This is a genomic window from Aliiglaciecola sp. 2_MG-2023 (assembly GCF_030548145.1).
GTDB lineage: Bacteria > Pseudomonadota > Gammaproteobacteria > Enterobacterales > Alteromonadaceae > Aliiglaciecola > Aliiglaciecola lipolytica_A.
Map to the genome: position 1 here is coordinate 166,286 of NZ_JAUORY010000007.1, position 21,621 is coordinate 187,906.

A 21,621-nucleotide genomic window follows, 5' to 3' on the forward strand; every position below is an offset into this window, starting at 1 on the left:
TAAGGAACACCAAATGGGTTTTAAATGTGGAATAGTTGGTTTGCCCAACGTCGGAAAATCAACGTTGTTCAATGCATTAACAAAAGCTGGCATAGAAGCGGCTAATTTTCCGTTTTGTACGATTGAACCCAATACAGGTGTTGTACCTGTGCCAGATGAAAGACTGACTGCACTATCTGAGATCGTTAAACCGCAACGCGTCATTCCTACCACAATGGAATTTGTTGATATTGCAGGATTGGTCGCTGGTGCTTCTAAAGGCGAAGGTTTAGGTAATAAGTTTCTCGCAAACATTCGCGAAACAGATGCCATAGGACATGTTGTTCGTTGTTTTGAAAATGACAACATCGTGCATGTTGCAGGTAAAGTTGATCCACAAGATGACATTGAAGTTATCAACACTGAATTGGCCTTGGCTGATTTAGAAACGGTTGAAAAAGCACTACTTAGAGTTGCCAAAAAAGCTAAAAGTGGTGATTCTGATGCAAAATTCGAAATAAAAGTATTGGAAAAGATTAAGCCAGCATTGGATGAAGGAACTTTACTTCGCGGTGTGGCGCTAGAAAAAGAAGAACTAGCCGCAATTAGCTACATGAACTTACTGACGCTTAAACCGACAATGTATGTAGCAAACGTTAACGAAGATGGGTTTGAGAATAATCCTTATCTGGACAAAGTTCGCGCTATTGCTGAAAAAGAAAATGCAGTAGTTGTAGCAGTATGCGCAGAAATTGAATCTGAAATAGCAGAGTTAGATGAAGAAGAAAAAGCAGAATTTATGGATGAATTGGGTTTAACAGAACCCGGCTTAAACCGAGTCATTCGTGCGGGCTACAACTTATTGACCTTACAAACTTACTTTACTGCTGGAGTTCAAGAAGTAAGAGCTTGGACTTTCCCTGAAGGCTCAACTGCACCACAAGCTGCCGGTAAAATCCATACAGACTTTGAAAAAGGTTTTATTCGAGCTGAAATAATTGGTTACGACAACTTCGTAGAATTTAAAGGTGAGCAAGGAGCCAAAGACGCCGGTAAATGGCGTTTGGAAGGCAAAGACTACATTGTGAAAGACGGTGATGTTATTCACTTCCGCTTTAACGTCTAACTTGTAGTGTTCGACAATTTGATATTTGAAGAGGCCCATTAATTGGGTCTTTTTTATTTCCCATGCGAGCTATTTAAAAGAGAGAAACATATCCACATGATCGATACCGCCATCATCGTATAGCTCACTTTTTATTTCAAATCCCCACTTTTTATAAAACGCAATAACATCTACCTGAGCCGATAATAAAAGCCCTTCAACCTTCGTATCTTGTTGGAAATATTCAATAATTTCATCCATCATTTGAGCTGCTATTCTTTGACCACGAGCATGGCTGTCTACAACAACTCGTTCTATTTTCCCGATAACCGATGCTTCGCCAACAATCCGTAATCGTGAATAAGCCAACAATTGCTGCTTCTGTGAATAGACACATAAGTGTTTGGATAGTTGATCCAGATTATCAATATCGTCATAAAAACTTTTTTGTTCTAAAACAAAAACGTTCTGGCGTAAACGCAAAATTTGATAAAGCTGATTCGGGCTTAATTGCTCAAATGCATAAAAACAATAATTCATAAAACTAAGAATTCTCGATGCCTTAATATTAGTCGTTGCACTAGGTCAACTGTAATAATATTTTTACGGCTTAGATGGATGCCCCTAGTATGCCACCGCTATGCTTGTTAGCATAGATCAACTCATACAGAGATAAATATTAAAAACAAAGGATTTTCAATGGAATTAGGTACACTCATATCACTTACCGTGTATTTTATCGTGATGCTTGGTATAGGCCTTTACGCCTTCAGAGAGTCCACATCCGACATGACAGAATACATGCTCGGTGGTAGGACGTTAAGCCCTAAAGTGACAGCCTTATCTGCAGGTGCGTCAGACATGAGTGGTTGGATGTTAATGGGAGTTCCTGGCGCAATGTACGTATCCGGACTATCGAGTATCTGGATCGCGGCAGGATTAACCATAGGTGCTTTCCTGAATTATATTTTGGTTGCTCCAAGGCTTAGGGTTTACACTGAAGTGGCTAATAATTCTATTACCCTACCCGACTATTTTGAAAACCGATTCGAAGACAAAAGCCGCTTACTCCGAGTTATTTCCTCCGTCGTGATTATTATATTTTTTACCCTTTATACCTCCAGCGGTGTCGTTGCTGGCGGCAAGCTATTTGAATCCTCTTTTGGTTTAACATACGAAACCGGTCTTTATGTGACAGCCGGTGTGGTGGTTGCATATACCTTATTTGGTGGTTTCTTAGCCGTGAGCATGACTGACTTTGTGCAAGGCTGCATAATGTTTGTGTCTCTTATTATGGTTCCCTTAGTTGTGTTGTTTGAAGTGGGCGGTATAGGCGAAGTCACCCAACAGATATCGAGTGTTAGTGAGAATATGATGAGTTTGTGGGTAGATGCATCAACTGGACAGGCACTCTCGGCCATCGGCATCATTTCGTTACTTGCTTGGGGACTCGGTTATTTTGGACAGCCACACATAATTGTAAGATTTATGGCTATTCGACATGTCAAAGACATGAAAGTAGCGAGACGGATTGGCATGAGTTGGATGATCGTCTCTTTGGCAGGCGCAGTTGCAACGGGTTTGTTTGGTTTAGCCTATATGACTAAAACCCAAGGAAATATTGAAGATCCTGAAACTATTTTTATTGTGTTATCACAATTGTTATTTAACCCATTTGTCGGCGGTTTTTTACTCGCAGCAATTCTAGCCGCAATTATGAGTACCATTTCATCGCAGCTACTGGTGACCTCAAGCTCATTGACGGGTGATTTTTATCAAGCATTTTTACGTCGTGGAGCCAGTCAAAAAGAGTTGGTCATGGTAGGTCGTATATCGGTCGCTTTAGTCGCTTTTGTAGCGGTAATGCTCGCGTATGACCGAGATAGCACAGTCCTCACATTAGTTAGTAACGCATGGGCTGGTTTTGGTGCGGCTTTTGGACCATTGGTTATCATTAGTTTGTACTGGAAGCGCATGACATTTGCTGGTGCATTAGCCGGTATGATTACCGGTGCAGTAACGGTACTCATTTGGGTTTTTGCAGACTTAACGATCAATGGACAGGCATTGAGCGATGTCATTTACGAAATAGTACCTGGGTTTATTGTAAGTTGTATCTTTACTGTGGGTGTCAGTCTTATGACAGCCAAGCCTACAGCAACTATTTGCCAGACATTCGATAGCGTTGACCGTGAATTAGAAGATTTGTAAAAAACGGCGAAAAAACACAGAGGTAAACAAGCTATTAACAAGTTGTTTACCTTTGCTTTTTTTAAACGATTTTGTTGCTAAATATAGTAAATAGTCATACCTATTCTGCTCTAAAGTATGTTATTGTTCTATGCATATAAGTATTTTGTCTAACGCTCGAATTTACGTGGAAATAAAACATGACTAACTCTATTCCGTCAGTGACTCATTTGAAACAGCTTGAGGCTGAAAGTATTCATATTTTCAGAGAAGTTGCTGCAGAATTCGATAACCCAGTAATGCTCTATTCAGTAGGAAAAGACTCTTCGGTCTTATTACACTTAGCCCGCAAAGCTTTTGCCCCAGGTAAAATTCCTTTTCCTTTATTACATGTCGACACCACTTGGAAATTCCACGAAATGATCGAATTCCGTGACAAGATGGCTAAGAAGCATGATTTAGATTTGCTAGTTCATATCAACCAAGAAGGTATCGATATGGGCGTAGGTCCGTTTTCCCACGGTAGTGCCAAGCATACCGATATAATGAAAACGGCTGGATTAAAACAAGCTCTGAACAAATATAAATTTGATGCCGCTTTCGGTGGGGCTCGTCGCGATGAAGAGAAGTCTCGTGCTAAAGAAAGAGTCTACTCTTTCCGTGATGATAACCATCGTTGGGATCCAAAAAATCAACGTCCAGAATTGTGGAATATCTATAATTCGCAAATCAATAAAGGGGAAAGTATTCGTGTATTCCCTATGTCTAACTGGACTGAGTTAGATATCTGGCAATATATTTACCTAGAAAATATTGAAATCCCTTCACTATACTTAGCCAAACCCAGACCTGTTGTTGAAAGAGATGGGGTTTTGTTTATGGTTGACGACGATCGTATGCCTTTAGAAGAGGGTGAAGTACCGCAAATGCGTTCAGTTAGATTTAGAACCTTAGGCTGTTATCCACTAACGGGTGCTGTCGAATCTACAGCGGATACCTTACCTGAAGTCATCCAAGAAATGTTGTTAACTAAAACTTCAGAGCGTCAAGGAAGGGTTATAGATCATGACTCTTCAGGTTCAATGGAGAAGAAAAAGATGGAAGGATATTTCTAATGGCTAACAACATCGTATGGCATCAACATGATGTCGACAAGCAACGCAGAGCCAAAGCAAAAGCACAAAAACCATCAGTAATTTGGTTAACAGGTCTTAGTGGCTCTGGCAAATCTACTATTGCTAATTTATTAGAAAAGAAACTAGCTGAAGCCAGCAAGCATACTTATTTGCTTGATGGTGACAATGTTCGTCACGGTTTGTGTGGCGACCTAGGTTTTAGCGACTCTGATAGAGTTGAAAACATACGCCGAATCAGCGAAGTGGCTAAACTTTTTGTAGATTCAGGATTAATCGTACTCACAGCGTTCATTTCGCCATTCAAAGCGGACAGAGATTTTTGTCGTAGTTTGCTGGCCGAAGGGGAATTTATCGAAGTGTTTGTCGATACTCCCTTAGAAGTTTGCGAGCAACGAGACCCAAAAGGACTTTATCAAAAAGCTCGTCAGGGCGATATTAAAGACTTTACGGGAATTGATTCCACCTACGAAACACCAGAGAATCCAGAAATTCATTTAACATTTTCAGGACAAAGCGCAGAAGAATCTGCTGAGTTATTGTTTAAAATGTTACAGGAAAAAGGATTTTTAGACTGATGTTTGACCATGCTCTCGCAACGCAAGTCGCTGAAATAACCCATAAAGCAGGGACAGCCATACTTGAAATATATAAAAAAGATTTCGCTATTTACGAAAAGTCTGATGAAAGTCCTTTGACCGAAGCAGATTTAGCCGCACATCACATCATTGTGGATGGACTCAAAGCGATTTCGGAACTGCCTATTTTATCAGAAGAGTCTGCCAGTATTGACTGGAAAACTAGACAAACCTGGGATGATTACTGGCTGGTTGACCCACTAGATGGCACTAAAGAATTCGTAAAGAAAAACGGTGAGTTTACCGTTAACATCGCTTTAATTAGTAACGGAAAGCCTGTTTTAGGCGTAGTTTATGCCCCAGTACTAAATGCCACTTATGTTGGTGTTAGTGAACTAGGCGCATATAAGATAGATGGTGGAGAAATTAACGATATTAGCGTTAAACCACATCAAGATGGCGAAACCTGGCAAGTCGTAGGTAGCCGTTCACACCAAAGCCCTGAAATTAAATCATTACTGGATTCTCTGCCTGGCCAGACAGAATTAGTAGCAATGGGAAGTTCACTTAAACTGTGTTTGGTTGCTGAAGGCAAGGCTCACCTATATCCTCGATTAGGTCCAACATCTGAATGGGATACAGGTGCAGCACAAGCTGTAGTTGAAGCTGCTGGCGGTAAAGTTACCGTTATCAATTCAGACAACCCATTGGATCCTGATGCCCCAGCGTTACGTTACAATCAAAAAGATTCTGTATTAAACCCTTATTTTTTGGTGAGTTGCTAAAATATGAATAGCGAAAACACATTACTACAAAAAGATATATTGTCTTACTTAGATCAACATGAGAAAAAAGATCTTCTTCGATTTCTTACTTGCGGAAGTGTAGATGACGGCAAAAGTACGCTTATCGGACGTTTGTTACACGACTCAAAAATGATCTATGAAGATCAGTTAGCAGCGATTACCAAAGACAGTAAAAAAGTAGGCACAACAGGCGAAAAAGTTGACCTTGCTTTGTTGGTTGATGGATTACAATCAGAGCGTGAGCAAGGTATCACCATTGATGTAGCTTACCGTTATTTTTCGACTGATAAACGTAAATTTATCATTGCAGATACTCCAGGACACGAACAATATACGCGTAACATGGTAACAGGTGCTTCAACCTGCCAAATGGCGATTATTTTAGTCGACGCCCGTGCTGGCGTGAAAACGCAAACTCGTCGTCACTCATTTTTAGTCTCGTTGTTAGGTATCAAACACGTCATTGTTGCTATCAACAAAATGGATTTGATGGATTATAGTCAGACTGTTTTTGAAGAGATTAAGCAAGATTATTTGGAGTTTTCTAAACAACTAGACATTCCTGATATCACTTTTATTCCTTTGTCTGCACTTGATGGCGATAACGTGGTGAATAAAAGCGAACACACGCCTTGGTATACTGGAAGTACCTTGATGACAGCGTTGGAAAATATAGAAATCGGTAAAGATCTCAATCTGGATGATTTCCGCTTCCCTGTGCAATATGTCAATCGCCCACATCTTAACTTCCGCGGATTTGCTGGTACAGTTGTATCTGGTCAAATTGCAGTAGGCGATAAGGTTACGACCTTGCCATCTGGAAAACAGTCAACGGTAAAATCAATCGTTAACTTTGAAGGTGAACAACAGCTTGCTCATGCTCCATTGACTACGACCTTAACCTTAGAAGACGAAATTGATATATCTCGTGGCGATATGATTGTTAAGTCGGATAATTTACCATTACATGGAAATACGTTTAAGACCCATTTGGTTTGGATGGATGAAGAAGCATTGATTCCAAACAAGCAGTATGGTTTTAAATTTGCGACGAAATTCGTACCGGGTTCGGTCACCAATATCAATTATTTAATTGACGTCAATACCATGGAAAAGAAAGAAGCAGTACATCTGAACTTAAATGAGATTGCGGTTGCTAATATCAAGCTTACTCAGATGGTTGCTTGTGACCCCTATACTGAAAATCGTGCTACAGGTGCGTTTATCATTATAGATAGGGTAACAAATGGAACTGTGGGCGCAGGAATGATAATCGAGCAGACACAGGCGACAACGGCTGTGAATCAATTCTCAGAGTTTGAAATTGAGTTCAATACTTTGGTTAGAAAACACTTCCCACATTGGAATGCCACTGACATAACCAAGTTATAATTACTCGAACTCCCAGCTGTGGATTTTAATCAATTTGCTGTTATCGCGATTTTTTTCGCAACTATTGCGGCGCTTATCTTTACTGATAAGCGCCCTTCTTCTGTGTTTGCAGGTTCCACATTAGCATTAATGCTATTTGGCCAAATAACATTTTCAGAAGTTGCCCATAATCTTACCAACGAAGGCTTACTGACCCTTATTATTTTGCTGTTAGTTAGCACCGCCGTTGATAAGACATCCATGATTAAAAGTTTAGGCAGAAAACTGATTACAGCCAGTTTTAAAGCGAGTTACTGGCGATTGTTTGGACTCACTTTTGCATCCTCAGCACTACTAAATAACACCGCAGTGGTTGCCAGTATGATTGCTCCAATCAGCCAAAATCAACATCACCCTGCATCAAAGTTACTTATTCCGCTGTCCTACTCCGCAATATTAGGCGGGACAGTCACGCTTATAGGAACATCTACCAACTTGATTGTAGATAGCTTCCTGATTGAACAAGGACACCCTGGTTTCCAGTTCTGGGACTTTACCTTTTACGGTTTGATTGCCGGCTTAAGTTGTGGCTTATTAATGTTTTTATTAACACCAATTTTGCCAAATATTGAGACCCGCAAAGGGAATTTTCAATATTACTTTATAGAAGCTGAAGTGATAGCTGATTCGGAATTGATCGGAAAAACCGTAGAACAAAATCATTTGCGAAATTTACCTGAATTGTTTTTAGTTGAAATCATTCGTGACGGGCAATTAATTAGTCCAGTAGCTCCCGACCTGATGATTTTAGAAAAAGATAAATTAATTTTTTCTGGAAATATAAAGAACGTAGACAGCCTTTCACATATAAAGGGGTTAGTGTTATTTGCCGAAACAGATGGCCTTTTAAGAGATAACTTAACCGAAGTCATCATCTCAAATCGAGCTCAAATTATAGGTAAAACCCTTAAAGCTGTTGGGTTTAGAGCCCTATTTGATGCTGCAGTTGTTGCTATTCGAAGAGATGGTGAGCAGTTATCTGGTAAATTGGGAGACATTAAATTGCAAGCCGGAGATTTCCTCTTACTTGCAACGGGACAAGATTTTGTTAACAGGCACAACCTGAGTAAAAACTTCTTTATCATTTCTGAACAAAAAATTTCAACCCGTCTAAATAAACCTCAAGAAATTTTGACCATTGGTGGCTTTTTATTAACCATTTTATTAGCTGCAACTTCGGTACTCAGTTTATCTTCAGGCTTATTATTTTTCATGGCCGCGTTAATCGTCGCCGGTGTTATTAATAATTCAGAGCTAAAACGAAACATTCCAATTAACTTAGTAATTGTGATTGTTGGCGCATTGAGTTTAGCGTCTGCCCTATCTTCTTCAGGCGTAATTGATCTAATAACCGGTTCCTTAAAACCCTTTTTAAGTGACAGCAGTCCATTTATAGCTTTGCTGGTTGTCTACGGGTTAACCCTACTGTTGACAGAATTGGTCACCAACAATGCAGCCGCAGCCCTGATGTTTCCTTTCGCATACGGTGTAGTTCAACTGCTAGAAGTTCCACTTATGCCCTTCGCATTAGCGGTAGCATTCGCTGCCAGCGCTAGTTTTTTATCACCTTATGGATATCAAACCAATTTATTAGCGTTTAATGCCGCCAATTATAAATTTAAACATTTTATCAACTTTGGTTGGCCAGTTTCTTTACTGTATTCGAGTATCGTTTTGCTGCTGTTGAAGTATTCTTACAGCCTCTAATTCTAAAATTCCTACTACAAAATTTTGGTACCAAATCGTGGACGGTACCAAATCGTGGACAGGCACCAAAACTACAATTTGTGGACAGGCAACCAAACTAGACCTGAATTCAATTTAAACTAGACTTCTCATTACCAAAATTACTACTAAGCTATTGTGAATTGCATTAAAAATGGATTAAAAAATGCCTGTTGCAAGGAAGCATCAAATTAGCCTGGTTGATACGCCGTATTACCACTGTGTATCTAGGTGCGTTCGCCGTGCCTTCCTATGTGGCATAGACACTCATAGCGGCCAAAACTATGAACATCGACGCCAATGGGTTGAGGACCGATTATTATTACTCACATCTGTTTTTTGCATTGATGTATGTGCCTATGCAGTCATGAGCAACCATATTCACGTGGTATTGCATGTAAATAAAACTAAAGCACTTGGTTTATCAGACACAGACGTCATCAAAAATTGGCAAAAAATACACAAGCCAACCGAATTAGCTCTGCAGTTTATCCAAACTAAATCACTGGAATTGAACGAAGCCCAAAGACAAGCCCTCAATAGTACAATATCAATATATCGTCAGCGCTTATTTGATATTAGTTGGTTTATGCGCGAGTTGAATGAACCGATTGCTCGACGGGCAAATCTAGAAGATAAGTGTACTGGGCATTTTTGGGAAGGTAGATTTAAATCCCAAGCGTTGCTAGACAAAAAAGCGCTAACCGCTTGCATGGTATATGTCGATTTAAACCCTATTAGAGCTAAGATAGAGGCTACACCTGAAACTTCGAGTCACACTAGCATTAAACGACGCATTGCGGCATTTCAAAAAGGTATTCAACCTCGCGAATTAATGCCTTTTGTTTCTGAAAATGACAAAGAGTCGTGCTTACCTTTAAATTTGATCGATTATATAAGCTTAGTGAGGGAAACAGCTAAAATATCCAATCCATCGCATGACAATTTAGTTACTACTTCTCAACAGAGTATTCTAACCAAACTGAATTTTATTGAATCAACTTGGTTTACTCTCAGTCACCAATTCGAAGCGATTTATGGTCTTGCAGCAGGTAGTTATCACGCCTTAAAACGATTCAAAGAACATACGAACAGGAAAAGAATACTAAGTGTCACAGATAATTATTATTGAGTAAGAGCCTAAAGAATAATATCTGCAACACAAATTCTAATGCGACCAATTTACAATTAACGGAACAGAACTTTTTCTTTATTAAACCAGTTTACGCAAAATGCCAACAAACCTGCGGCAATCAAAGCCGTAGACCCGAAAATTGCAATCAACTGAAAATAATCCATTGTACCTTTAATCAATTCTTTTATAGCCAATGCAACGTTAGTTAAAGGTACCCAAGCCCAAATCCCTTTCAGTTCAACCCCGGGCGCCATGGCTAAAAAGATAGGGATAAACAACAACATCATCAACGTCCCCATATAACTTTGCGCCTCCTTGTAACTTTTAGCGTAGATGGACAGGCTTAATAAAATAGATGCGAAAATAGCTACCACGGGAATTAACATCAGGAACATCAGAATAAAGTCTACAGCGCCAATGGAAGACATAAATGTCACCACAAACTCAATCGCTAAACCCTGACTAAGTATCAGCCCCCATAATGCCATGCTGGTGACAGTAATGAGTGCTGAAGTTAAACCTGCAAAGGCGATAGTTAGAAATTTACCTAATACTAGTTTGTAGCGCTCAATAGGCGAAATTAACAAGGTCTCTAAGGTTCCTCTTTCCTTTTCTCCTGCCCCTAAATCTGCAGCCGGAAACATTGCCCCTTGAAGACACAATATAAAAATAAAGTAAGGTATCAAACCACCTATTTTCTCTCCCCAATTTTCGCGGCTGTCAGCAGTATTAACTTTCTCTAGAATAATCGGATTTAATACAGCAATTTGTTGTTCTTCTGATAAATTCAATTTAGCAAAAGCGGACGCCCTTAATTTTTGAAGTTGTTCATCAACTATTTCATTTACACGATAAAAAACGCGATTCAAGCCAGAATCATTTAGATGAAGTTTTAGCAGTGCCTGTCCAGATTGCAAAACGTCATCAGAGTAATTTGCTGGAATTTCTAAGACAAAATCGACTGTATTCTCTTGGATCAATTTTTTGTAATCCGTCTGCTGATTGATTTCAACTCTTTTTAAACCATCAATTTGCATTAATTTAGCATCAATATCAGGAGCGTACTGTCCTCCTATCAACGCATAATTCAACACTTTATTTTGTGCTTCAGTCGCGGCATTTTGCGCAAAATAAATAGCTATACCAGCGAAAGCAGGCATTACAAGTATGGGAACCGCAATCATAAAAAATAGCGTTTTTTTATCTCTGACTAGTTCTTTTAATTCTTTTAAAAACACCAACCACATTATGACTCTCCCTTTTGAATGGTGGCTAAGAAAGCATCATGTAAATTACCATCTATTGCCTGTCTCCTAAATTCATCAAGACTGCCATCAAACTGACTAATCCCTTTATCAATAACAGTTACTCTGTCACATAACTCCTCCACTTCACTGAGATGGTGAGTCGAAAAAATGACGGGGATATCTTTGTTTTTCAAACTACGAATAAAATCCAGCACAGTTTGAGTCGCCATTATGTCTAGACCTGTAGTTGGCTCATCCAATATAACGACTTCAGGATTATGGACTACAGCTCTGGCAATTGATGTTTTTTGCTTCATTCCAGTAGAAAAGTTTTCACTTCGTCGATCCAAAAAAGTTCCCATTTCTAACAAGTCTGATAATTCTGTTATGCGACTTTCGATTTCTTGTTTATGCATACCGTGCAACTGTCCAAAATACTCAATATTTTCACGACCAGTCAAACGACCATATAACCCTGTGGAACCTGATAGAAATCCAATTTTCTGACGAGCAACTAAGGGATCTTCTAATACATTAACGTCGTTTATAAAGACACTTCCCTGATTTGGTTGCAGGGCCGTAGATAGCATTCTTAAAGTTGTAGTTTTACCTGCCCCATTAGGGCCGAGTAAACCAAGTACCTCCCCCTTATTTACTTTAAACGTCACATCCAATACAGAATGGAAGTACCGGCCTTTAAGGCGAGGATCTTTCTTTTCTTGCTCGCTAAGTTTTTTGGGATTCTCAACCTCAAACTTTTTAGCTAAGCTCTTTATTTCTATCATTACTTTTCCCTGATTGCATTTTAGCTAGATAAACTCTACAGATTTATAAAGTAAACTAAACAGTCAATATTCAAGCAAATGCCTGTAATTCGGACATACTTGTTCAATAGTGTATAACTTGCTGGATTTATTACATATAATTGAAAAAGTTCTGCTTTACATTTATATAAAATAAAACAACTACGCCATTTAGAGTGAATCAAGAAAAACTTTAACCTAACGAGAGCACCTTTGTTATGCAACCCACTAATCCATTCCAAGCATCTCTACAAATATTCACAAAACCAAATGGAGTTTTTGAAGCTGCTAACAATAATAATAATTGGTCTTGGATACCTTTCATATTAGTTATGAGTTTTGTATTACTACCAATATATTTATATTACAATTTTGTTGATTTTGAATGGTATCGTGATTTTATCGTTAATAGTACAGCTGGTAATCTTAGTCCTGCCGAACAAAATAATATTCGAGCGCAAATCAAACCAGATTTTCTAGTTACTGGTATGCTTATCGTTGCTTTTTTATTCCAAGTAATCATCAATTTAATACTTGCTGCTTATCTCAACTTAGTCGCTAAAACAGATGATGAGTGTATTAATGGGTTTACAGATTGGTACGGTTTTACATGGTGGGTCTCGTTACCCTCGGTAATTGGTTTTATTGCGGCCTTAATCAGCCTGACTTTAGCTGAAAACAATCAAATTTCCATTGGCCAATTAAACCCTCTAGCTTTGTCGTATTGGTTAAGTTTAGACGAAGGTTCAAAGTGGTATGGGTTAGCTAATTTAATAAAGCCTGAACTATTTTTTAGTATTTACCTGATAGCTGTGGGACTTAGCCGCTGGACCAAATTTAACAGTTCGAAGATTTATACAATTGCAATTGCGCCTTTTGCAATAATAATAGTACTGTGGTTTTTCTTGTTATTAATGAAATAACCATGGCAAAGTTATTTTGAGCGAGCGGGTCTGAAGTAGTCCTGATTCATGTAGAAGTCTTCGTTCTCGTTTGCTAAGTGCCAACCTGGTATGCCTAAAAGCGGAATGGGTGATAGTTTTCTCGAGTTTGAAAGCAAATGTTTACGATTTAAAAGCTCATAAATAGCAGAATCTAAAATAGTTAACTGCCGATCATAATTTTCCTCGAAAAAACTGTTATCAACTCTTACAGCTAACCATTTCCCAGTCAACCCGATAAAAGGATTTAGAAGCATTTCATAATTTGCGTGTCCAAAAACAAACGCTTTAGCTGCCGGCATCTTAACATGACTGTCCTGGTTATTTAGCCGCTCCAAATCGTGATGTAAATACGAGTTATAATTTGCCCACTTATGTCTGTCTTCAATAAAAACCTTTTTCCATTGATGATTAGACAGGTTTTCACATATTTGTGGATCCGAGACAGCCAAAATAACGCCACATTCATCAAACAGTGTAATTTGGTTTCGTCGATGGGTACGCGGTGTTAAACCATGGGATTGAATATCTTCAACATGCCACTCGTTTAAAAGTGTTTTAGTTTTAGGAAAATTAAGCCAAATCAAACCATTAAATAAGTCATGCCAAGAATTAGGTCGGGTAGGAATAATTTTGTCTTTGAAAATGATGGTTTCGTAATAGTCTTCCGAATCAGACATGGAATTTTGACATTTAAAAGACTGTTTAAAATCAATTTGACATGCCTGTCCATGATTCAAACTCTGACTGAAATCATTTTGCGGTGCCTGTCCACGTTGGGTATGTCCACGTTGGGTAGAGCCATTCTCTGTGGTAATAAGCCTATTTTTTAAAGTGTTGAGCGTGTCTGCATGCAATAAGTGCTCAAATTTAGTTAAGCTATAACGCTGTTCAAGTTCAGTAAAAGGCGGCCTTTTTGCAATGCCTGTCCACAATTCTTGGCATTCGCTAGACGATGTTGGGTTAAGTGTTGTCATTGGCTACTAGAGTCTTTTTGATGGATTTCTTATACTGGACGCAAATGTAATAATAAGAGTAACAATATGCAATCACGACGTTTTATTTTTCCCGTTGTTTTTTCGATTTTGGCTTTGGCCGGATGTGAACAACTCCCAGACAGCAATAGTCCGCAAAGTAACTTCCAGCAGGTGTATGACAGCATCAGTGAACAGGAGTTGAAACAGCACGTCAAAACTATATCGTCTGACGAATTTGAAGGTAGAGCACCAACCTCAGCAGGGGAAACGAAAACCCTTGAGTATTTAGTGAATAATTTCAAAACGCTAGGATTTCAACCTGGCAATGGTAATAGTTATCTTCAAGCAGTGGAATTAATGGAAATTACTGCTGATCCAAACATGCAACTACGCATGGGACAAAATACATTTGAATACCAAAAAAATATGGTTGCATCTTCGAAACGTGAAACTGCCCAAGTTAATCTGAATGACTCCGAAATTGTATTCGTTGGTTACGGTGTAAATGCACCAGAATACAATTGGAATGACTATGAAGGCCTAGATGTAAAAGGCAAAACCGTGGTCATTTTAGTTAATGATCCTGGGTTCGAAAATCCCGAAAGTGGTAAGTTTCAAGGTAAAACTATGACTTACTATGGTCGCTGGACATACAAATATGAAGAAGCCAGCCGTCAAGGCGCTGAAGCAGCCATTATAGTCCATGAAACAGCGCCAGCCTCATACGGTTGGTCAGTTGTATCCAACAGCTGGAGTGGCCCGCAATACAGTTTAGTTTCCAAAAATGGTAACTCAGACAGAGTCGCGGTAGAAGGTTGGATTAGTCTTGAAGCCGCCAACAAAGTGTTTGCCGAAGCAGGCCTTGATTTCAGCCATGAAAAAGCCCAAGCAATGCAAGGCCCCTACTCCAAAGCATTAGGCACAACAGCTTCAATTACAATAAACAGTAAGCTGAAAAAGTCAGTGAGCAATAATGTTATCGCAACATTACCTGGCAGCGTCGCTCCTGACGAACACATAATTTACACCGCGCACTGGGATCATTTAGGCATGGACACCAGTTTAAAAGGGGACCAAATCTATAATGGTGCTCACGATAATGCGACAGGGGTAGCCGCCAGTTTAACTATGGCAAAAGCATTTTCAGAGCTTTCTATTCGTCCAGCACGTTCAATTACCTTTTTAATTGTAACAGCTGAAGAGCAAGGTTTGCTTGGCTCTAAATACTATTCCGAACACCCAATTATTCCGTTAGATAAAACCGTAGCAAATCTAAACATGGATGCCCTCAACGTTTTAGGCAGAACAAATAATGTTTCAGTTGTGGGAATGGGGAAATCTGATTTAGAGAACTATCTTCAGTCAGCCGTCACTAAGCAAGGCCGTTATCTGACACAAGAAGATAGACCGGAAGCTGGATCATATTATCGTTCCGATCATTTCAGTTTCGCAAAACAAGGGGTCCCTGCCCTTTATGCTAAAGGTGGCAACGAACCAATAGACGAAGCGACCGCTAAATATCGTAAACGCGCCAGTGTAGTAGTAAAAGGTTGTTACCATCAGGTATGTGATCAATTCAGAGAAAACTGGGACTTTGGCGGCATTCAAGAAGATACGCAAATGTTATTCGATGTGGGCTACAGCATTGCCAACTCAAATGATTGGCCACAATGGAGTAAAACCAGCGAGTTTCAGCGTTAAAAATAAGACTATCTAAAATCAAATGCCAGCAATTATGCTGGCATTTTTTATGAATTAAAATTCAAATTTACTTCTGACTTTCTTTGATAAAGTGACTGAGCTCTTTAATGCAGTGACGCAATACTGGGTTTAAGCGTGTATTTTTGCCGTTCATAACAAATAACTCATGTTCAAATTTGAACATATTACCACCACCAACAGGGACTAAGCCTAAGCCAGCGCCTTGTTCTTTGGTCATATAATCAGGCAACAAACCTACATACTCACCAGTCATGATAGCCGACATGCAGCCATCGAAAGAGTCAGAAAACGTTTGAATAGCTAAACGTCTTTCATCTTGAATATAATTAGCTGAGGACAACCCTGAAATCCCAATTGCCGGATAATCTTCTATCTTCACGGTCTCAGGTAAAGCTTCTTTATACTTAGCCAACGGATGTGAAGGGGCGCAATATAATCTTCCATGACAAATATGATCAACAGTATGGAAGGTTACCGATTCTGGTTTTACCATGTCATAAGTTGAGATAACTAAATGACACTCGCCGGATAAGGCCACATGCTCAACTTCATTGTAAAGTCGGGTTTGTATATTGACGTGAATATCATCAAATTTTTTCATTGTGCTTTTAACTGCTTTACTAACAGCAAGCTGCATAGAAAGAGGTAATCCAGCCATCAATACTAGTGTGATATGGCCAGAATAATCATCATGTAAACTCTTCAAGTTAAACACAAAATTATCAAAAGCATTAAAGATTCGTTTAGTTTCCTGAAAAACTACTTCACCCTCTTTGGTCATTTGGAAACCGCCACGGCCTCGATGACAAAGCACTAGATCTAATCTTTCTTCGAGCTTTTTAATTGCAGCACTGATATTCGGACGTTGCATTCTAAGCACAGGTTCAGCAGCGGTGAAGCCGTTGCATGAGGCGACAGCATAGAAAACACGTAACAATTTTATGTCTGATTCTTGTAAGCGGTTTAACATAAAAACACCAAGTTAAGGTATATAAATAGATACTCTAATTGCTATATTAGGCAAGCTGCCACTGTATTACAATCATTAATTACAGTTTATTCTATTGATGTTTTAGGGATTTAAAACACTTAACTCAAAGTCACAACCTTATCTAAACTCATACCTTTTTGCCCCTCAACACTCTCGTCATCACAAGTAAGTAGCCATTAGTACATAGCAAAACTATCTTCAATCCCCCTAAGATAGTTTTACACTTTGCTCACGAAGAAGTTCCACTTCATCTCGTAAACTCGCCGCTTTTTCAAATTCCAACTCTCTGGCTGCAGTGAACATTTGCTTTTCTAATTCAGCAATTTTCGCCATCAACTCTGTGGCTGTCATTGCTTTGTATGTTTTATTCGCTTCAGCAATTTTACGCAATTTAACTTTGCCACCAACATCCACCGAATTACCCTCTCCTATATCCATAATATCGGTAATAGGTTTGTTTAATTGCGTGGGCACGATACCATTATCAAGGTTATGTTGATGTTGCTTCTCCCGTCGGCGCTCGGTTTCTTCCATTGCTCGTTGCATTGAACCTGTGATTCGGTCGGCATAGAGTATTGCTTTGCCATTCACGTTTCGAGCAGCCCGCCCCATAGACTGAATCAGTGAGCGATCAGAGCGCAAAAAGCCTTCCTTATCAGCATCTAAAATGGCGACTAATGAAACTTCTGGCATATCCAAACCTTCTCGAAGCAGGTTAATCCCCACTAGAACATCGAATTTACCCAATCGTAAATCGCGGATAATTTCAATACGCTCAACCGTATCTATGTCTGAATGCAGATATCTTACTCGAATGCCATGTTCATCCAGATAATCCGTGAGGTCTTCCGCCATGCGTTTGGTTAGCGTGGTTACTAACACTCTTTCGTTTTTCACCACACGCAAGTTTATTTCCGACATTACGTCGTCAACCTGGCTAGCAACGGGTCTCACTTCTACTTCAGGATCTAACAAACCTGTTGGTCTAACAACTTGCTCAACGATATCGTCACCGGACTTTTCAATTTCATACTTACCGGGCGTGGCTGAAACATAAATAGTTTGTGGAGAAATTTGTTCAAATTCTTCAAACTTTAATGGTCGGTTATCTAATGCTGAAGGCAACCTAAAACCGAATTCAACGAGGGTTTCTTTACGAGAACGGTCGCCTTTGTACATGGCACCAATTTGCGAAACCGTCACATGCGACTCATCCACAAACAACAAACCGTCGGCTGGAAAATAATCTAATAATGTTGGCGGTGGCTCACCAGGCGCTCTGCCTGATAAATACCGAGAATAATTTTCAATACCAGAGCAGTAACCTAACTCTTGCATCATTTCCATATCAAATTGAGTACGCTGCACTATGCGTTGCTCTTCAACTAATTTATGTACTGATTTCAGTTGTTCTCTGCGATCTTTGAGCTCTACTTTAATATGCCCTATTGCCTCCAAGATCTTTTCCCGTGGAGTAACATAGTGCGTTTTCGGAAAGACAGTGGCGCGAGTAACAGTTTGTTCAACGCTGCCAGTCAATGGATCAAATAATCGAATGGCATCGATTTCTTCATCAAACAACTCGACTCTGATTCCTTGCTTCTCCGAATCAGCCGGAAAAATATCAATTACATCACCGCGCACACGAAAAGTACCACGCTCAAAAGAGACATCGTTGCGAGCATATTGCAACTCCGCTAAGCGACGAAGAATAGCCCGTTGATCCATTAAATCCCCTTGACGCAAATGTAACAACATTTTCATATAAGACTCAGGATCACCTAGTCCATAAATAGCTGAAACACTCGACACAATAATAACGTCGCGACGCTCCATCAAAGACTTGGTGGCTGACAATCGCATTTGTTCAATATGGTCATTTATGGAAGAGTCTTTTTCAATGAAGGTATCAGTACTCGGAACGTAAGCTTCGGGCTGATAATAATCGTAGTAAGAAACAAAATACTCAACAGCGTTGTTAGGAAAAAACTCTTTCATTTCTCCGTATAATTGCGCTGCGAGGGTTTTATTGTGAGCAAGAATTAACGTCGGTCTTTGTACTTGCGAGACAATATTCGCCATTGTAAAGGTTTTACCAGAACCAGTTACCCCCAACAATGTTTGATTTGCTAACCCGCTTTCCAAGCCATCGACAAGTTTTTCGATCGCTTGGGGCTGATCACCCGCGGGTTGATAATGTGAGGATAATTCAAATGGTCGACTCAATTCTTTTTCCTTACTTAATTAGGCAGGTTGGTGTCGCGTATTGATGCTCTTCGTAAACCAAACGTAAGCTACAATTGCGGTACAAATATTAGCTAATATAATGCCAAAAAACATGCCTTTAATATCTAACAACTCGCTTCCTAAATAAGCCAATGGTACAAAAAACAAAAATAACCTAATGACGCTTAAGATCAATGCTGATATCGGTTGATGCATGGCATTAAAGGAAGAATTTGTGAGAATAACAACGCCCTGCAATCCATAACCAAGGGGCACTATATACAAAAATAAAACAATTAAGTCTGCAACCTGCTGTTCTTCGGCAAACAAAGAGGCAACAAATGGTGCGACTAAACACAGAAGAAGGTAAACAACTAGCTGAATAATGAGTACAAACTTAAGCGAAAGTGCGTAACTAGAAGCAACTCGAGTAACTTTGTTAGCCCCAAAATTTTGACTGATAAACGGAGGTAACGACATTGATAGTGCTAACACCAAGATACTGGCAATCGATTCTAAGCGACTTCCCACGCCCCAAGCCGCTACGGCTCCAGGACCATAACCAGCAGCAATTGCAGTGATTATGCCGCCAGCAATTGGAGTTAGCATATTGGCTCCAGCCGCAGGTAAACCTATTCGTAAAACCCCACCACTGGTCAGCTTTAGCTCTTTTAAGGTCAATAACCGAGGAAGCATTAATTTCCGTTTTACGGCAAGTAAATACAATATATAGAGCAGCCCTATCCCCCAAGCAATAGCGGTAGCTAGCGCCGCACCTTGAATTCCCATCGCTGGAACGGGTCCCCAACCAAAAATAAAGATGGGATCTAAAATAACGTTAATTATGCCACCACAGGTCATAATAATACTTGGGGTTTTAGTATCTCCCGCGGCTCTTAAAACACTATTTCCCACCATGGGAACAGCTAAAAATATGGCCGCTGCATACCACACCACCATATAGTCATTTATGTAAGGCAATAAGTCATCTGTTGCCCCCATCAAACGAAAAATAGGGTCAATAGTTAAATAACCGATAAAAGCCAACGCACCGACTAAAATAAAAGAGAGCATTAAAGCGCCAGTGGCAAATTCCTTGGCTAAGTGAGTTTCACCTGACCCCAAGGAACGACCAATAATCGCTGAGGTGCCGATGCCAAGACCTATGTTTAAGCTAATAATGGTAAATGTGACAGGAAATGTGAAGCTGATTGCTGCCAGTTCTTCAGTACCCAACATACTCACAAAAAACGTGTCGGCTAATCCAAACGTCATCAACATAATCATCGCCAAAATCATTGGCAACGTCATCCGTCTTAATGTTTCGAAAATGGGACCATTCAGCAAATCATTGTTTCGGTTTGTTGCTTTGGACTCATTCACTGTATTTGTACTCGTTAAGGCTAATCGACAATGATAATAGACATAGTGAAAATTAACTATGCCTAAACTACTTTTTACTTTATTTGGGGTGTAATTGCGCTGCGAAAGCAAGCACATAATTATATGACAGACAGATTTTCGAATATATGCCTATTTATATATTTTTTACTGCTTAGATAAGGATCCCATTGATCTGATCGTCTCGGAACGGAAAATTTTAAGTTTTTATTAACTGCCGAAAAATGTTAATAAATTGTCAATTTTTCAACATCTTACTAAACAGATTCTATCTACCTAGCAAAACTACACACAGGAAAACGAATGTTAGGTAACTTTATGTACCACCTTGGTGCAATTTCTATCGAAAACACAATAAGATATTGATAATAATGAATAAAATATTTTTTCATAAAAATATCAAATGCTATATTGACTTCTTTAAACAAATTAGATTTTGTTATTTTCAAGTGTTATACACAAACTTATCCACAGGATTAGTGGATAACTGCACTAACACCAATAAAGCCGCTATGTTACAGTAATGTGACTAAAAATTAGGTAAGTCAACGCTAACCTGACGGGCTATAAGTTTATGTTTCAGATTTATTAAACACTGTTGTAAAACACAGTGATCAACTAAATCTTTATAACAAAATAGTATAGTAAGCTGTATTTTTGCTAATTAAAGTTCAAAGTAATTCTGGCACTTTTATTGCCGAATTATTGCGCAATTTAGTTGCTAATTTGTAACGTAAAAACAGTTCTTTCTAAATTTTAAAAATGACAGCTTGAAGTTTTTTATATCTAGTACGCGAAATTTTTTAGTGCTTTTCTAATTTGCTAAAACTTTTCTAATTTGCTAAAAGAAAAAGAGATGTTGTTTTAGCCGGAAAAGTAGTTTTTTTTAAAATTTTTAATTTTATCAAAATCGAGTTTGAGTAATAAAAATAGCGCTAACTGCTAAATATGAGCTATTTTTAAAGCGAAAATAGCTGCTTATTCAATCAATTTGAAAGAAAGCCTAAAAAACTAAGATATTGTATTGACAGAACGGTTGATGCTCATTAATATTCGCCTCCGTTGAAATCAGGTCCCCCTTAGCTCAGTTGGTTAGAGCGACGGACTGTTAATCCGCAGGTCCCCCGTTCGAGTCGGGGAGGGGGAGCCAAATCTCCTGGCTCTATCTCTTAATATCTTTTTAATGTACAAATTTGGCTAAATTTTGGCCGCAATAACCTTATGAATATCA

General features: G+C 39.2%; 17 protein-coding genes and 1 tRNA gene. 11 read left to right on the top strand and 7 right to left on the bottom strand.

From position 1 onward, the window contains the following. Window positions 1-13 precede the first annotated feature (13 nt). Complete coding sequence (ychF, locus tag Q4567_RS09610; protein WP_216050272.1) at window positions 14-1,105, top strand: redox-regulated ATPase YchF; 1,092 nt, start codon at window positions 14-16, stop codon at window positions 1,103-1,105. Window positions 1,106-1,174: 69 nt separating this feature from the next. Here ychF and Q4567_RS09615 read toward each other — a convergent pair whose 3' ends face one another. After that, on the bottom strand, window positions 1,175-1,624 hold the full coding sequence (locus Q4567_RS09615; protein ID WP_303500219.1) for a GNAT family N-acetyltransferase: 450 nt from the start codon (window positions 1,622-1,624) through the stop codon (window positions 1,175-1,177). A 159-nt stretch (window positions 1,625-1,783) separates the two neighbouring features. Here Q4567_RS09615 and putP point away from each other — a divergent pair, with 159 nt between their 5' ends. The 7 genes from putP to Q4567_RS09650 all read left to right on the top strand — a co-directional run bounded on the left by putP (window position 1,784) and on the right by Q4567_RS09650 (window position 10,079). After that, window positions 1,784-3,295 carry a sodium/proline symporter PutP gene (gene putP / locus Q4567_RS09620; RefSeq protein WP_303500220.1) on the top strand — a complete coding sequence of 504 codons (1,512 nt, stop codon included), beginning with the start codon at window positions 1,784-1,786 and terminating at the stop codon, window positions 3,293-3,295. A 179-nt stretch (window positions 3,296-3,474) separates the two neighbouring features. Further along, window positions 3,475-4,389 (top strand): sulfate adenylyltransferase subunit CysD, encoded by a 915-nt coding sequence (gene cysD, locus Q4567_RS09625; protein WP_216050269.1) that lies wholly within the window; start codon window positions 3,475-3,477, stop codon window positions 4,387-4,389. After that, window positions 4,389-4,985 carry an adenylyl-sulfate kinase gene (gene cysC, locus Q4567_RS09630; protein WP_216050268.1) on the top strand — a complete coding sequence of 199 codons (597 nt, stop codon included), beginning with the start codon at window positions 4,389-4,391 and terminating at the stop codon, window positions 4,983-4,985. Before cysD ends, cysC begins: the two co-directional genes overlap by 1 nt. After that, the gene (gene cysQ / locus Q4567_RS09635) at window positions 4,985-5,770 is read left to right on the top strand and encodes a 3'(2'),5'-bisphosphate nucleotidase CysQ (protein ID WP_216050267.1); all 786 of its coding nucleotides are present in this window, start codon (window positions 4,985-4,987) and stop codon (window positions 5,768-5,770) included. Before cysC ends, cysQ begins: the two co-directional genes overlap by 1 nt. A 3-nt stretch (window positions 5,771-5,773) precedes the next feature. Further along, window positions 5,774-7,183, top strand: coding sequence for a sulfate adenylyltransferase subunit CysN (cysN, locus tag Q4567_RS09640; protein ID WP_216050266.1), 1,410 nt, complete (start codon window positions 5,774-5,776; stop codon window positions 7,181-7,183). An 18-nt stretch (window positions 7,184-7,201) separates the two neighbouring features. Beyond that, entirely contained in the window at window positions 7,202-8,929 is a 1,728-nt protein-coding gene (locus tag Q4567_RS09645; protein ID WP_216050265.1) for an SLC13 family permease, read from the top strand. A gap of 184 nt (window positions 8,930-9,113) precedes the next feature. Continuing rightward, window positions 9,114-10,079, top strand: a complete 966-nt coding sequence (locus Q4567_RS09650; RefSeq protein WP_303500221.1) for a transposase — start codon at window positions 9,114-9,116, stop codon at window positions 10,077-10,079. Window positions 10,080-10,135: 56 nt separating this feature from the next. On the opposite strand, the gene Q4567_RS09655 is transcribed toward Q4567_RS09650, so the two are convergent. Beyond that, entirely contained in the window at window positions 10,136-11,329 is a 1,194-nt protein-coding gene (locus Q4567_RS09655; RefSeq protein WP_216050263.1) for an ABC transporter permease, read from the bottom strand. Then, window positions 11,329-12,114 (bottom strand): ATP-binding cassette domain-containing protein, encoded by a 786-nt coding sequence (locus Q4567_RS09660; RefSeq protein WP_303500222.1) that lies wholly within the window; start codon window positions 12,112-12,114, stop codon window positions 11,329-11,331. The genes Q4567_RS09655 and Q4567_RS09660 overlap by 1 nt, the downstream gene beginning before the upstream one ends. A 236-nt stretch (window positions 12,115-12,350) precedes the next feature. Here Q4567_RS09660 and Q4567_RS09665 point away from each other — a divergent pair, with 236 nt between their 5' ends. Beyond that, window positions 12,351-13,055, top strand: a complete 705-nt coding sequence (locus Q4567_RS09665) for a YIP1 family protein (RefSeq protein ID WP_216050261.1) — start codon at window positions 12,351-12,353, stop codon at window positions 13,053-13,055. An 11-nt stretch (window positions 13,056-13,066) separates the two neighbouring features. Here the strand turns inward: Q4567_RS09665 and Q4567_RS09670 are convergent, their stop codons facing one another. After that, a complete protein-coding gene (locus tag Q4567_RS09670; protein WP_303500223.1) occupies window positions 13,067-14,050 on the bottom strand; it encodes a DUF3025 domain-containing protein in 984 nt (327 codons plus the stop codon). Between the two features lie 66 nt (window positions 14,051-14,116). Here Q4567_RS09670 and Q4567_RS09675 point away from each other — a divergent pair, with 66 nt between their 5' ends. After that, a complete protein-coding gene (locus Q4567_RS09675) occupies window positions 14,117-15,751 on the top strand; it encodes a M28 family metallopeptidase (RefSeq protein WP_216050259.1) in 1,635 nt (544 codons plus the stop codon). A gap of 67 nt (window positions 15,752-15,818) precedes the next feature. Here Q4567_RS09675 and Q4567_RS09680 read toward each other — a convergent pair whose 3' ends face one another. From Q4567_RS09680 to Q4567_RS09690, 3 genes are all read right to left on the bottom strand, one after another. Continuing rightward, window positions 15,819-16,742 carry a LysR family transcriptional regulator gene (locus Q4567_RS09680; RefSeq protein WP_216050258.1) on the bottom strand — a complete coding sequence of 308 codons (924 nt, stop codon included), beginning with the start codon at window positions 16,740-16,742 and terminating at the stop codon, window positions 15,819-15,821. Between the two features lie 228 nt (window positions 16,743-16,970). Then, window positions 16,971-18,989 (bottom strand): excinuclease ABC subunit UvrB, encoded by a 2,019-nt coding sequence (uvrB, locus tag Q4567_RS09685; protein ID WP_303500224.1) that lies wholly within the window; start codon window positions 18,987-18,989, stop codon window positions 16,971-16,973. 18 nt (window positions 18,990-19,007) lie between these two features. Beyond that, entirely contained in the window at window positions 19,008-20,372 is a 1,365-nt protein-coding gene (locus Q4567_RS09690; RefSeq protein ID WP_303500225.1) for an MATE family efflux transporter, read from the bottom strand. Window positions 20,373-21,463: 1,091 nt separating this feature from the next. Here Q4567_RS09690 and Q4567_RS09695 point away from each other — a divergent pair. Further along, window positions 21,464-21,540, top strand: a tRNA-Asn gene (locus Q4567_RS09695). Window positions 21,541-21,621 lie beyond the last annotated feature (81 nt).

Coding starts and splice junctions, on each gene's coding strand:
- Q4567_RS09660 (WP_303500222.1), bottom strand. CDS start 12,114: ATGATAGAAATAAAGAGCTTAGCTAAAAAGTTTGAGGTTGAGAATCCC.
- cysQ (WP_216050267.1), top strand. CDS start 4,985: ATGTTTGACCATGCTCTCGCAACGCAAGTCGCTGAAATAACCCATAAA.
- Q4567_RS09655 (WP_216050263.1), bottom strand. CDS start 11,329: ATGTGGTTGGTGTTTTTAAAAGAATTAAAAGAACTAGTCAGAGATAAA.
- Q4567_RS09615 (WP_303500219.1), bottom strand. CDS start 1,624: ATGAATTATTGTTTTTATGCATTTGAGCAATTAAGCCCGAATCAGCTT.
- ychF (WP_216050272.1), top strand. CDS start 14: ATGGGTTTTAAATGTGGAATAGTTGGTTTGCCCAACGTCGGAAAATCA.
- Q4567_RS09665 (WP_216050261.1), top strand. CDS start 12,351: ATGCAACCCACTAATCCATTCCAAGCATCTCTACAAATATTCACAAAA.
- cysC (WP_216050268.1), top strand. CDS start 4,389: ATGGCTAACAACATCGTATGGCATCAACATGATGTCGACAAGCAACGC.
- Q4567_RS09675 (WP_216050259.1), top strand. CDS start 14,117: ATGCAATCACGACGTTTTATTTTTCCCGTTGTTTTTTCGATTTTGGCT.
- Q4567_RS09650 (WP_303500221.1), top strand. CDS start 9,114: ATGCCTGTTGCAAGGAAGCATCAAATTAGCCTGGTTGATACGCCGTAT.
- Q4567_RS09670 (WP_303500223.1), bottom strand. CDS start 14,050: ATGACAACACTTAACCCAACATCGTCTAGCGAATGCCAAGAATTGTGG.
- cysD (WP_216050269.1), top strand. CDS start 3,475: ATGACTAACTCTATTCCGTCAGTGACTCATTTGAAACAGCTTGAGGCT.
- putP (WP_303500220.1), top strand. CDS start 1,784: ATGGAATTAGGTACACTCATATCACTTACCGTGTATTTTATCGTGATG.
- cysN (WP_216050266.1), top strand. CDS start 5,774: ATGAATAGCGAAAACACATTACTACAAAAAGATATATTGTCTTACTTA.
- Q4567_RS09680 (WP_216050258.1), bottom strand. CDS start 16,742: ATGTTAAACCGCTTACAAGAATCAGACATAAAATTGTTACGTGTTTTC.